Here is a 12088-nt window from a genome sequence, read left to right on the forward strand (position 1 = left end):
GCAAGTCGAAGCGGGCGAAACGCGCCGAATACGAGAACATGCAGGCGCCCGTCGTCGGCGGCGTGCGGTTGCCGCACGGCAACGGCGAGACGATCCGGCTGGCCCGCGGCGCCTCGCTGTCCGACTTCGCCGACAAGATCAACGCCAACCCGGCCTCGCTGGTGCAGGCGCTGTTCAACCTGGGCGAGATGGTCACGGCCACCCAGTCGGTCGGCGACGAGACGCTCGAGCTGCTGGGCAGCGAGATGAATTACGTCGTGCAGGTCGTCAGCCCCGAGGACGAGGACCGCGAGCTGCTGGAGTCCTTTGACCTGAGCTACGGCGAGGACGAGGGCGGCGAGGAAGACCTGCAGACCCGGCCGCCGGTGGTGACCGTCATGGGTCACGTCGACCACGGTAAGACCCGACTGCTGGACACGATCCGCAACGCCAGCGTCCGCGAGGCCGAGGCCGGCGGCATCACCCAGCACATCGGTGCCTACCAGGTGACCGTCGAACACGACGGTGTCGAGCGGCCGATCACGTTCATCGATACCCCGGGTCACGAGGCGTTCACCGCCATGCGTGCCCGCGGCGCCAAGGCCACCGACATCGCCATCCTGGTGGTGGCGGCCGACGACGGCGTCATGCCGCAGACGGTGGAAGCCATCAACCACGCCCAGGCGGCCGACGTGCCGATTGTGGTGGCGGTCAACAAGATTGACGTCGAGGGCGCCGACCCGGCCAAGATCCGCGGGCAGCTCACCGAATACGGTTTGGTGGCAGAGGATTTCGGCGGCGACACCATGTTCGTCGACATCTCCGCCAAGCAGGGCACCAACATCGAGGCCCTGCTCGAGGCGGTGCTGCTGACCGCCGACGCCGCCCTGGACCTGCGGGCCAACCCCGACATGGAGGCGCAGGGTGTGGCGATCGAGGCGCACCTGGACCGCGGTCGCGGGCCGGTCGCCACGGTCCTGGTGCAGCGCGGCACGCTGCGGGTCGGCGACTCGGTGGTGGCCGGCGACGCCTACGGCCGCGTTCGCCGCATGGTCGACGAGCACGGCGACGACGTCGAAGAGGCGCTGCCGTCGCGGCCGGTGCAGGTCATCGGTTTCACCTCGGTGCCCGGCGCCGGGGACAACCTGCTGGTCGTCGACGAGGACCGCATCGCCCGTCAGATCGCCGACAAGCGCAGCGCCCGCAAGCGCAACGCGCTGGCGGCGCGTTCCCGCAAGCGGATCAGCCTGGAGGACCTGGACTCGGCGCTGAAGGAAACCAGCCAGCTGAACCTGATCCTCAAGGGCGACAACGCCGGTACGGTCGAGGCGCTGGAAGAGGCCCTGATGGGCATCCAGATCGACGACGAGGTGGCGCTGCGCGTCATCGACCGCGGTGTCGGTGGCATCACCGAGACCAACGTCAACCTGGCGTCGGCCTCGGATGCGGTGATCATCGGCTTCAACGTGCGCGCCGAGGGCAAGGCCACCGAGCTGGCCAACCGCGAGGGCGTGGAGATCCGCTACTACTCGGTGATCTACCAGGCGATCGACGAGATCGAGAAGGCCCTGCGCGGCATGCTCAAGCCGATCTACGAGGAGAACACGTTGGGCCGCGCCGAGATCCGGGCGATCTTCCGGTCCTCCAAGGTCGGCATCATCGCCGGCTGCATGATCAGCAGCGGCATCGTGCGCCGCAACGCCAAGGCGCGGTTGCTGCGAGACAACATCGTGGTCACCGACAACCTGTCGATCAGCTCGCTGCGACGGGAGAAGGACGACGTGACCGAGGTCCGCGAGGGCTTCGAGTGCGGTATGACGCTGGGGTATTCCGACCTCAAAGAAGGCGACATCATCGAGTCCTACGAGCTGGTCCAGAAGGAGCGGACCTGACCACCGCCGACGACACGTAACGACGACGCAGAACGAAGTGATGAGGAGAAGGCGGTGAATCCGAATGGCTGACCCGGCCCGGGCGCGCCGTCTGGCCAAGCGAATCAACACCATCGTCGCCTCGGCGATCGAGTTCGAGATCAAGGATCCCGGGCTCGAGGGGGTCACCATCGTCGACGCGAAGGTGACCGCCGACCTGCACGACGCGACGGTGTTCTACACGGTGATGGGACGCACGCTGGACGACGAGCCGGACTACGGGGCCGCCGCGGCCGCCCTGGAACGGGCCAAGGGCGCGCTGCGCACCAAGGTCGGGGCCGGCACCGGCGTGCGTTTCACGCCCACCCTCACCTTCACCCGCGACACCACGTCGGACAACGTGCAGCGGATGGAGGAACTGCTGGCGCGTGCCCGCGCCGCGGACGCTGATCTGGCGCGGGTTCGTTCGGGCGCCAAGCCGGCTGGGGAGGCCGATCCATACCGGGATAGCGGATCGGGCGGCGAGCCCGGCCTCGACGGGAGCATCGGTGACGACGACCAACGCGAATACTGAGCTGGGCGACCCCCGCGTGGGGGCACGCGTCGACGCCGCGGGGGCGGTCGAGTTGCTGTCGGACGCCGACAGCGTCGCGGTGATCGCACACGTGCATCCCGACGCCGACACCATCGGCGCCGGGCTGGCGCTGGGGCTGGTGCTGGACAAGTGCGGCAAGCAGGTCGAGGTCAGTTTCGCCGAGCCGGCCGGGCTGCCCGAGTCGCTGGCGTCGCTGCCCGGCTGCCGGCTGCTGGTCAGCCCAGATGCGATGCGCCGCGACGTCGATTTGGTTGTCACCGTCGATGTTCCGAGCGTCAAACGGCTGGGCGCGTTGAGCGACTTGGCCGTCGAGGCCGGCGAGGTGCTGGTCATCGACCACCACGCCTCCAACGACATGTTCGGCACCGCCAATTTCGTTGACGTGTCGGCCGATTCGACCACGATGATGGTCGCCGACATCCTGGACGCCTGGGCCATGCCCATCGATCCCGACGTCGCGCACTGCATCTACGCCGGCCTGACGACCGACACCGGATCGTTCCGCTGGGCCAGCGCGCGCGCCCTGCGGCTGGCGGCCCGGCTGGTCGACGGCGGCGTGGACAACGCCGCGATCAGCCGCACCCTGATGGACAGCCACCCGTTCGGCTGGCTCCCGCTGCTGTCGCGGGTGCTGGCCTCGGCCCGGCTGCTGCCGGACGCCGCGGGCGGCCGGGGACTGGTGTATGCCGTTGTCGACAACCTGGATTGGACCAGTTCACGTCCGGAGGAAGTCGAGAGCATCGTCGACATCGTGCGGACCACGCAGCAGGCCGAGGTGGCCGCGGTGTTCAAGGAGATCGCGCCGCAGCAGTGGTCGGTGTCCATGCGGGCCAAGGCCGCGGTGGACCTGGCGTCGGTGGCATCCGGGTTCGGCGGCGGGGGGCACCGGTTGGCGGCCGGCTACTCGACCACCGGCTCGATCGAGGACGCGGTGGCGTCGCTGCGCACCGCCCTGGACTAGGTCTGGACTAGCCCGGGACTAGAACGCCCAGCTTCCCGAGCGCTGCACCACGAATCCGTGGTCGCCACTGGTGGTGTCCAGGCAGGCGACGAGGTTGTCGGCCCCCACCGCGCAGGTGACGTTGAGATAGGTCAACTTCTGGCCCGCCCCCAGCGATTTGGCGCCGGTGGGTAGCGGGGCCGGGTTGCCGTCGCATCCGGCGTAGGACATGCGGCTCAGCTGGTAGCCGGGCCCCTTGAAGTCCACCGAACCCACCATGCAGTCCCCGGGTCGCGGACGGCCACCGGGGAAGGGGACGTCGTCCATCCCCGGCATGTCGCCCTTGCACTTGATGTCCTGCGACGGCTGCGGCACCGGCGGCGGCCCGCCGTAGAAGTCACACACCAGGGCGGAGCCTGTGGAGAAGCTGACCCGCGGCGCGCCGCCCGGCGCGCCGGCGCCGAGATAGCCGTCGGACGGCACCGGGATGAAGGAGTCGAGGTTGGGGAATCCCGGCGGCGGCTGCGCGCCCGCGGGCGGCGCGGACACCGCGATCGCCGACGCCGCGGCCAGCGCCAGGCCGCCGAGCACCCGCACGGTGACACCGACGACCGCATGCATCAGTTGATCGTATGGCGTGGGCCCGGCCGGTGGGAACGGGCCGCCGCAGATCGCGAGGTCAGCGCACCTGCGAACGGCCGCGCGCCAGCACGGCCTCCCGGTTGGCGGCGATGTCGTCACCGCTGGTCCGGAACTGGCGGGCCGCCGCCGCCTCCTGCCACAGGCCGGCGCTGGTCTGCGCGTCGTCGATGCGGTGATACGACGCGAGCAGCGCCCGCACCGCGTCCTGGTTGTTCCCGACGATCGACGCCGCCACCGCGCGGGCGGCGGCCAGCAGCCGGTCGTGCGGCACCACCTCGGTCACCAGTCCGGCGCGCAGCGCGTCGCTGGCGGACAGGTAGTCGCCGGTCATGCTCATCCGCCGGGCCAGCCCGATTCCCGCCTTCTGCGGCAACCGCACGCTCAGACCCCAGGTGGGCAGCAGCCCCACCCGGGCGTGGGTGTCGGCGAATCGGGCGTTCTCCGAGGCGATCAGGATGTCGCAGTACAGCGCCAGCTCCAGTCCGCCGGTCACCGCGGCGCCGTTGATCGCGCCGATCACCGGCTTGGTCAGCGCCGGCCAGCGCGGCGAGATGTCCGGCAGCGCGGAGGAGCCCCCCAGCTCCTTGAGATCCAGCCCCGCACAGAACACCGGGTCGGCGCCGGTGACGATGATGACGTCGACGTCGTCGTCGGTTTCGGCGTCGGCCAGCGCCGAGAAGAAGCGGTCCCGCAGCGCCGAGGACAGCGCGTTGCGCGACTGCGGTCGGTTGAGGGTCAGGGTGCGCACTCGCTCGTCGGTGTCGATCAGCAGGATCTCGTCGGTCATGGCTTCACCGTAGCCAGTCGGCCGCCGGGGCGGCGGGCCGCCTTGCCGCCGGCCCATGCTCCGGGGAGCGGCGCCGGCGAGCAGCGCTTATCGTGGGAAAGATGTGCCGGAACATCACCGAATTGCGCGGGCTGCGGCCGGCGGCCACCGCCGAGGAAATCGCGGCGGCGGCCCGCCAGTATGTGCGCAAGGTCAGCGGGATCACCCGCCCGTCGGCGGCTCATGTCGACGCGTTCGAGGCGGCGGTCGCCGAGGTCACCGAGACGACGACGCGGTTGCTGGCTCAGCTGCCGCCGCGGCGCCAGCCGCCCAAGACCGTTCCGCCGCTGCGCCGGCCCGAGGTGATCGCGCGCATGGCGGGCGCGAAATGACCGTCATCACAACGACCCCCGCGCTCAAGGAGTGGAGTGCGGCGGTGCACGCGCTGCTGGACGGTCGCCAGCGGGTGTTGCTGCGCAAGGGCGGCATCGGGGAGAAGCGGTTCGAACTGGCCGCCCGCGAGTTCCTGTTGTTCCCGACGGTCGCGCACAGCCACGCCGAGCGGGTGCGCGCCGAGCATCGGGACCTGCTGACACCGGCGGCCGCGGACAGCACCGACGAGGAGCTGGTGATCCGGGCCGCCGCGAAAGTCGTTGCGGCGGTGCCGGTTGAGCGCCCGGACGGCCTGGCGGCCATCGAGGACCTGCACATCTGGACCGCCGAGTCGGTGCGCGCCGACCGGCTCGACTTCCGTCCCAAGCACAAACTCGCGGTGCTGGTGGTCTCGGTGCTCCCGCTGTCCGAGCCGATGCGCCTCAGCCGGGCCCCGGAGTACGGCGGCTGCAAGAGCTGGGTGGAGCTGCCGGTGCAGGCTTCTTTGGCGGCGCCGGGGCGCCACCCCGTTCACGACCAGGCGGCGCTAGCCGCGGTCGCGGCCCGGGTCCGCGACGCCGTTGGCTGACAACTCGGCGGGCCCGACCGGCAACACCAGCCGGGAGCGTCCGTAGCGCACGGTGTGGGTGACCGGCGTGGGCTGCCGGCCGGTCAGCACCGGCTCGCCGGAGCCGAGATTGTGCGCGTAGCGCGGCGACCAGCTGCCGGCGATCAGCACCCGGATGCGCGAGCCGGCCCGGAAGCGGTGGGCCATGCCGTCGAGATCGAGGCGAACGATCTTCTCCGACTTCGGTTTTGACGCCGGGCGCAGCCGTCGATACGCCTCGCTGACGTTGCGTGACCGGCCCTTGGCGTCGACCTCGCTCACCCGCACGAACAGGTCGGCGTGCGGGCTGTCCGCGCCGTGGGCGAGCTCGACGACCGGGCAGCCGTAGACGTAGGAGTCCTCGGTGAGCGTCGCGCTGGTGAAGGCCAGCACGTCATCGCGCGATGCCAGCCGGCTGTCGTCGCGGTATCCGCCGTTGGCGGACAGCAACGGGCCACCGGTGGTCGGTGTCGGATCGGTCGGGTCGTAGCGAAAGGTGGCGGGCGCCAACCCCTTCAGGGTGGGCGCGGTCTCACCCAGGTAGCCGCCGGGCCGCAGGTACAGCGCGCGTTCGGTGGTGGCGGGCGGCCAGTCGGGCAGGCTGCGCCAGCCGCCGCCCCCGCCGGTGACGTAGACGCGCACGCGGCTGGGCCGGCGCGACGTGGCCGCGCCACCCAGGTGCGTGCCCAGCCAGTCCAGTGACTCCCGGGCGCAGGTGGAAAACCCGGTGGTGAGCAACTGGGTGTGCGTCCAGGGGCCGACGGTGAGCGCGACGTCGACACCGCGACCGCGCAGGTGCGCGTACTGCTGCAGCGTCTGCCTAATGAAGATGTCCTGCCAGCCGCCCACCAACAGCACCGGCACCTGCACCCGGTCCAGCGCCTGGGTGCACCGCAACGCATCCCAGAACGGGTCGTCGGGTTCGCTGTGTTCGACCCAGGATTCGAACCACGGTGCGCCGGTGCCCAGCACGCCGCGCGCGGCGTCGCCCAGCGGCACCGCGGCCGCGGCCTGGGCCACCCTGCGGCGGGTCTGCAGCTGGCGCAGCGCGGCGCGCACCCGCACCGGGTCCTCCTGGTGCGCCACCATGTCGCTCCACCCCAGAAAGTCGTTGATCGCGAATGTGCCTGTGCCCCAAGTCGATTCGTTGAAATCATGCGGACCGACCATGATGACGGCGGTGGCCAGCTCCGGCGGGGGATCCTGCAACAGGGCCCACTGGGTGAACCCCAGATACGACATTCCGATGGAGGCGAAGCGGCCGGTGAACCATGGCTGCTCGCGCAGCCAGGCCACGGTGTCGGCCCCGTCGTCGACCTCGTTGGCCATCGGCTCGAAGGCCCCGCCCGATCCGAACGTGCCGCGCACGCTTTGCAGCACGACGTGATAGCCGCGCGCGGCGTACAGCGCGCCGAATATCAGCGTGAACGGAAACCCGCGTCCATAGGGGCCGCGGACCAGCAGGGTGCCAAGCGGCGACGCGGTCGCCGGTGCGTAGTGGTCGGCCACCAGCAAGACCCCGTCGCGCATCGGCACGCGCTCGCGCGCCACGGTGTAGTCGGTGGTCTCCGGCGGCAGGCCGAGCAGCCGGGCGGCGGCCTTGGTGCCCAGGTGTCGCAGGGTGTGCAGCGCCGGCTGCGCGGGCCGGGTCATGGTCGTGCTCACGATCCTCACCCTAGGGCCCGGCCGGCCGGTCGCGACGCGGCGCGGTGGAAATCAGAACTTGTAATACGGCGCGAGGTCGTTGGCGCGCTGCACGTTGGTCTGCATGCAGTCGACCTCGGGGTTGGAGTAGACGGTCGAGTAGTACAGCGCCTGCTGCAGCACGCCGTAGCTGGTCTTGAACGCGACCATGCACGAGTAGAACCAGTAGCTGTTGTGGTAGGTCGGTTTGAGCACCCAGTACTGCGCGGCCCGGTGACCCGCGATCGTCGTCTCGACGGCGTCGGCGGGCAGCGAGGCCTCGTAGGTGCGCCAGATGATCGGCTCGACGGCCACCTGGTAGTTCCCGGCGTCGAAGTGGCAGCGCAGCCCGTCTTCGTGTTCGGGCGGTGTGAAGCCCAGCCCGAGGCGCTGGATGACGTCGAACGGGATGTCCTCGCAGGCGTCGAACGGGCGCGGATCGGTGGTCGCCACGATCGGGCTCTTCATCGTGGTCTCCATCGGCTGGGCGGTCGAGCGCAGCTCGACGGGCCGATCCCCGCCACCGGACGGGGCCGGGGAGCTCACCAAGCCCACCGTGCCCCCGATGGCCGCTGTGAGCAGCGCACCCAGCGCCCCCATCAGACGAACATTGGCGAACACGACACCCCCTGACGCCCGACCGGTCCTTTCGGGGGAGTGTACAAGTACCGCGCGCGACGTCACAGGCAAACCTGAACTTGTTCTAACTCACCCGCTCGCCGGCCGAAATGACGCCCGCGAAAGGGGCCTGGCCGGGTCAAGTCGTTAGGGTGGTTATTCGTGGCTGGGCATACATCTGGGCGGGAATCGAGCAACGGTGGGCAACCGACACTGTGGGCGGTGTCCGACCTGCACACCGGTCACCTGGGTAACAAGCCCGTCACCGAATCGCTGCATCCCTCCCATCCGGACGACTGGCTGATCGTCGCCGGTGACGTCGCCGAACGCACCGACGAGATTCGCTGGGCCCTTGACCTGCTGCGACGGCGGTTCGCCAAGGTCATCTGGGTGCCGGGCAACCACGAGCTGTGGACCACCACCCGCGACCCCGTGCAGATCTTCGGCAAGGCTCGCTACGAGTACCTGGTCAACATGTGCGACGAGATAGGCATCGTCACGCCCGAGCATCCGTTCCCGGTGTGGACCGAGCGCGGGGGACCGGCCACGATCGTGCCGATGTTCCTGCTCTACGACTACAGCTTCTTGCCCGAGGGAGCCACGAGCAAAGCCGAAGGCCTGACCATCGCCCGCGAGCGCAACGTGGTGGCCACCGACGAGTTCCTGCTTTCCTCGGAGCCGTACCCCACTCGCGAGGCGTGGTGCCGCGAGCGCCTGGAGATCACCCGCGCCCGGCTCGAAGAGCTGGACTGGATGACGCCGACCGTTTTGGTGAACCACTTCCCGTTGGTCCGTGAGCCCTGCGACGCCCTGTTCTACCCGGAGTTCTCGCTGTGGTGCGGGACCACCAAGACCGCCGACTGGCACACCCGGTATAACGCCGTGTGTTCGGTCTACGGCCACCTGCACATCCCGCGGACCACCTGGTATGACGACGTGCGCTTCGAGGAAGTGTCGGTGGGCTATCCGCGCGAGTGGCGCCGCCGCAAGCCGCCCAGCTGGCTGCGCCAGGTGTTGCCGGATCCGCAATACGCGCCGGGCGACCTCAACGACTTCGGTGGCCACTTCCAGATCACTCCCGAGATGCGGCAGCAGGCCGAGCAGTTCCGGGAACGGTTGCGGCAGCGGCAATCTCGATGACGGGGGACAAGCTGGTGTCCTCGGTGCTCCCGATGGTGGACGGCCTGGCCTCCGCGGAGACGTATTCCGACCCGCCCGATCTCGCGCCGCTGCCCGAGGAGGAGTCGCTGATCGCCAGGTCGGTGGCCAAGCGGCGCAACGAGTTCATCACCGTCCGCAACTGCGCCCGCATCGCGCTCGGTGAGCTCGGCCTGCCGCCGGTTCCGATCCTCAAGGGCGAGAAGGGAGAACCCTGCTGGCCGGACGGCGTGGTGGGCAGCCTGACCCACTGCACGGGCTACCGGGGTGCGGTGGTGGGCCGCACGGACGCGGTGCGCTCGGTGGGCATCGACGCCGAACCGCATGACGTGTTGCCCGACGGGGTGCTGAACGCGATCAGCCTGCCCGCCGAACGCACCGAGATCCCGGCGAACCTGTCGGGTGATCTGCATTGGGATCGAATCCTGTTCTGCGCCAAGGAGGCAACGTACAAGGCGTGGTTCCCGCTGACCAAGCGGTGGCTGGGCTTCGAGGACGCCCACATCGCGTTCGAAGCCGACGGTCCCGGGTCGACGACGGGCGGGTTCGTGTCGCGGATCCTGATCGACCCGGCGGCGCTGTCCGGTCCGCCGCTGACCGAACTGCGGGGCCGTTGGTCCGTCGAGCGGGGGCTGGTGCTCACCGCGATCGTGCTATGACCGAAAGCCCCAGCGGGACCGGAATAGTCGTCGTCGACAAGCCGGCCGGGATGACCAGTCATGACGTGGTCGGGCGCTGCCGGCGGATCTATGCCACCCGCAGGGTGGGGCATGCGGGGACGCTGGACCCGATGGCCACCGGCGTGCTGGTGATCGGCATCGAGCGCGCCACCAAGATCCTGGGCCTGTTGACCGCGACCACCAAGTCCTACACCGCCACCATCCGCCTGGGCCAGAGCACGTCCACCGACGATGCCGAGGGCGAACTGGTGCGCAGCGTCCCGGCGCGCCGCCTCACCGGCGAGGCGATCGAATCAGCGGTGGCCGGCCTGCGCGGCGACATCCAGCAGGTGCCGTCGACGGTCAGCGCGATCAAGGTGGACGGCAAGCGCGCCTACCGGCTGGCCCGCGAGGGCCAGGCCGTCGAGCTCGCGGCCCGCCCGGTGCGCATCGACCGGTTCGAGGTGTGCGCCATCCGCGCCGGCGGCGACGTCGTCGACCTCGACGTCGAGGTCGACTGCTCGTCGGGAACCTACATTCGCGCCCTGGCCCGCGACCTCGGCGCCGCCCTGGAGGTGGGCGGGCACCTGACGGCGTTGCGGCGCACCCGCGTCGGGCGCTTCGGGCTCGATCAGGCGTATCCGCTTGACGAGCTGGCGGAGCGGCCCCGGCTCAGCTACGGCCTGGACGAGGCCTGCCTGTTGATCTTCCCGCGCCGCGACCTGTCGTCCGACCAGGCCGAGGCGACCGCCAACGGCCGGTCGCTGCAGCCGGCCGGCATCGACGGCGTCTACGCGGCGTGTGATCCCGACGGCCGGGTGATGGCGCTGCTGCGCGACGAGGGGTCACGCACCAAGTCGGTGGTGGTGATCCGCCCGGCGACGCTGTAGCCGCCCGCGGCGCTGTCACCGCCGGCACTGTCACCCGCCCCGGCCGAACGGTTGGTTGGGCCACGTTGCACACTGAGTGCCTAGACCGCCCACGGTTCGGAAGGGGACAAGGATGTCCAACAAGGTCTACGTCATCGGTGTCGGCATGACGAAGTTCGAAAAGCCGGGCCGCCGGGAGGGCTGGGATTACCCGGACATGGCCCGGGAATCGGGAACCAACGCGCTCGCCGACGCCGGCATCGACTACCGCGAGGTCCAGCAGGGCTACGTCGGCTACGTCGCCGGCGATTCGACGTCCGGCCAGCGCGCGCTCTACGAGCTGGGCATGACCGGCATCCCGGTCGTCAACGTCAACAACAACTGCTCCACCGGATCGACGGCGCTGTTCCTCGCGGCCCAGGCCATCCGCGGCGGCATCGTGGACTGCGCGATCGCGCTCGGTTTCGAGAAGATGCAGCCCGGTTCGCTGGGCGGCGGCGCCCAGGACCGCGAATCGCCGATGGGCCGCCACGTCAAGGCGATGGCCGCCATCGACGAGTTCGCGATGCCCGTCGCACCCTGGATGTTCGGCGCCGCCGGCCGCGAACACATGAAGCAATACGGCAGCACCGCAGAGCATTTCGCCAAGATCGGCTACAAGAACCACAAGCACTCGGTCAACAACCCGTTCGCCCAGTTCCAGGAGTCCTACACGCTCGACGACATCCTGGCCGCGCGGATGATCTCCGACCCGCTGACCAAGCTGCAGTGTTCGCCCACCTCCGACGGTTCGGGCGCGGCCATCCTGGCCTCGGAAAGCTTCGTCGACAGCCACGGTCTGGCCGCGCAGGCCGTGGAGATCGTCGGGCAGGCGATGACCACCGACTTCGCCTCGACGTTCGACGGCAGCGCCAAAAACCTCATCGGCTATGACATGAATGTCCAAGCCGCGCAACAGGTTTACGACCAGTCCGGGCTCGGGCCGCAGGACTTCCAGGTGATCGAGCTGCACGATTGCTTCTCGGCCAACGAGCTGTTGCTCTACGAAGCCCTGGGTCTGTGCGGCGAGGGTGAGGCGCCCAAGCTGATCGACAACAACGACACCACCTACGGCGGGCGCTGGGTGGTCAACCCGTCCGGCGGCCTGATCTCCAAGGGTCACCCGCTGGGCGCGACCGGGCTGGCGCAGTGCGCCGAACTGACCTGGCAACTGCGCGGGACCGCCGACAAGCGACAGGTCGACAATGTCACCGCCGCACTGCAACACAACATCGGGCTGGGTGGCGCGGCCGTCGTCACCGCCTACCAGCGCGCCGAGCGTTAAGGGCG

13 protein-coding genes are annotated in these 12088 nt (G+C 69.8%); 9 read left to right on the plus strand and 4 right to left on the minus strand.

All coding sequences use genetic code 11. The features are described 5' to 3' along the window. The 3 genes from infB to DQP57_RS15215 all read left to right on the plus strand — a co-directional run. On the plus strand, window positions 1–1871 hold a 1871-nt coding region (gene infB, locus DQP57_RS15205), incomplete at its 5' end, for a translation initiation factor IF-2 (protein WP_205869138.1). 64 nt (window positions 1872–1935) lie between these two features. Beyond that, on the plus strand, window positions 1936–2424 hold the full coding sequence (gene rbfA, locus DQP57_RS15210) for a 30S ribosome-binding factor RbfA (protein ID WP_112633736.1): 489 nt from the start codon (window positions 1936–1938) through the stop codon (window positions 2422–2424). Then, a complete protein-coding gene (locus DQP57_RS15215; protein ID WP_112633737.1) occupies window positions 2399–3406 on the plus strand; it encodes a DHH family phosphoesterase in 1008 nt (335 codons plus the stop codon). The genes rbfA and DQP57_RS15215 overlap by 26 nt, the downstream gene beginning before the upstream one ends. An 18-nt stretch (window positions 3407–3424) precedes the next feature. Here the strand turns inward: DQP57_RS15215 and DQP57_RS15220 are convergent, their stop codons facing one another. Both DQP57_RS15220 and DQP57_RS15225 read right to left on the minus strand, forming a co-directional pair. After that, on the minus strand, window positions 3425–4006 hold the full coding sequence (locus DQP57_RS15220; protein WP_112633738.1) for a hypothetical protein: 582 nt from the start codon (window positions 4004–4006) through the stop codon (window positions 3425–3427). Window positions 4007–4064: 58 nt separating this feature from the next. Continuing rightward, window positions 4065–4814, minus strand: a complete 750-nt coding sequence (locus tag DQP57_RS15225; RefSeq protein ID WP_112633739.1) for an enoyl-CoA hydratase — start codon at window positions 4812–4814, stop codon at window positions 4065–4067. Between the two features lie 101 nt (window positions 4815–4915). Here DQP57_RS15225 and DQP57_RS15230 point away from each other — a divergent pair, with 101 nt between their 5' ends. Both DQP57_RS15230 and DQP57_RS15235 read left to right on the plus strand, forming a co-directional pair. After that, window positions 4916–5185 carry a DUF2277 domain-containing protein gene (locus DQP57_RS15230; RefSeq protein ID WP_112633740.1) on the plus strand — a complete coding sequence of 90 codons (270 nt, stop codon included), beginning with the start codon at window positions 4916–4918 and terminating at the stop codon, window positions 5183–5185. Beyond that, complete coding sequence (locus tag DQP57_RS15235; RefSeq protein ID WP_112633741.1) at window positions 5182–5754, plus strand: DUF1802 family protein; 573 nt, start codon at window positions 5182–5184, stop codon at window positions 5752–5754. Before DQP57_RS15230 ends, DQP57_RS15235 begins: the two co-directional genes overlap by 4 nt. Here the strand turns inward: DQP57_RS15235 and DQP57_RS15240 are convergent. Then, window positions 5713–7437: a CocE/NonD family hydrolase gene (locus DQP57_RS15240; protein WP_112633742.1), complete on the minus strand. Its 1725-nt coding sequence runs from the start codon at window positions 7435–7437 to the stop codon at window positions 5713–5715. The two genes, DQP57_RS15235 and DQP57_RS15240, sit on opposite strands and share 42 nt — an antisense overlap. 51 nt (window positions 7438–7488) lie before the next feature. Then, entirely contained in the window at window positions 7489–8076 is a 588-nt protein-coding gene (locus DQP57_RS15245) for a DUF3558 domain-containing protein (protein ID WP_112633743.1), read from the minus strand. Window positions 8077–8235: 159 nt separating this feature from the next. On the opposite strand from DQP57_RS15245, the gene DQP57_RS15250 reads away from it, so the two are divergent. The 4 genes from DQP57_RS15250 (at window position 8236) to DQP57_RS15265 (ending at window position 12083) form a co-directional block, all read left to right on the plus strand. Beyond that, the gene (locus DQP57_RS15250) at window positions 8236–9213 is read left to right on the plus strand and encodes a metallophosphoesterase family protein (protein ID WP_112633744.1); all 978 of its coding nucleotides are present in this window, start codon (window positions 8236–8238) and stop codon (window positions 9211–9213) included. After that, window positions 9210–9890 carry a 4'-phosphopantetheinyl transferase PptT gene (gene pptT, locus DQP57_RS15255; protein ID WP_112633745.1) on the plus strand — a complete coding sequence of 227 codons (681 nt, stop codon included), beginning with the start codon at window positions 9210–9212 and terminating at the stop codon, window positions 9888–9890. The genes DQP57_RS15250 and pptT overlap by 4 nt, the downstream gene beginning before the upstream one ends. Next, window positions 9887–10780: a tRNA pseudouridine(55) synthase TruB gene (truB, locus tag DQP57_RS15260; RefSeq protein WP_112633746.1), complete on the plus strand. Its 894-nt coding sequence runs from the start codon at window positions 9887–9889 to the stop codon at window positions 10778–10780. Before pptT ends, truB begins: the two co-directional genes overlap by 4 nt. Before the next feature lie 112 nt (window positions 10781–10892). After that, complete coding sequence (locus tag DQP57_RS15265; protein ID WP_112633747.1) at window positions 10893–12083, plus strand: lipid-transfer protein; 1191 nt, start codon at window positions 10893–10895, stop codon at window positions 12081–12083. Window positions 12084–12088 lie beyond the last annotated feature (5 nt).

This window comes from Mycobacterium colombiense, assembly GCF_003284935.1.
Lineage (GTDB): Bacteria > Actinomycetota > Actinomycetes > Mycobacteriales > Mycobacteriaceae > Mycobacterium > Mycobacterium arosiense_A.

Bases quoted from the DNA above. Each gene is read 5' to 3' on its own strand.
- rbfA (WP_112633736.1), top strand. From the start codon at position 1,936: ATGGCTGACCCGGCCCGGGCGCGCCGTCTGGCCAAGCGAATCAACACC.
- DQP57_RS15220 (WP_112633738.1), bottom strand. From the start codon at position 4,006: ATGCATGCGGTCGTCGGTGTCACCGTGCGGGTGCTCGGCGGCCTGGCG.
- DQP57_RS15225 (WP_112633739.1), bottom strand. From the start codon at position 4,814: ATGACCGACGAGATCCTGCTGATCGACACCGACGAGCGAGTGCGCACC.
- DQP57_RS15230 (WP_112633740.1), top strand. From the start codon at position 4,916: ATGTGCCGGAACATCACCGAATTGCGCGGGCTGCGGCCGGCGGCCACC.
- DQP57_RS15235 (WP_112633741.1), top strand. From the start codon at position 5,182: ATGACCGTCATCACAACGACCCCCGCGCTCAAGGAGTGGAGTGCGGCG.
- pptT (WP_112633745.1), top strand. From the start codon at position 9,210: ATGACGGGGGACAAGCTGGTGTCCTCGGTGCTCCCGATGGTGGACGGC.
- truB (WP_112633746.1), top strand. From the start codon at position 9,887: ATGACCGAAAGCCCCAGCGGGACCGGAATAGTCGTCGTCGACAAGCCG.
- DQP57_RS15265 (WP_112633747.1), top strand. From the start codon at position 10,893: ATGTCCAACAAGGTCTACGTCATCGGTGTCGGCATGACGAAGTTCGAA.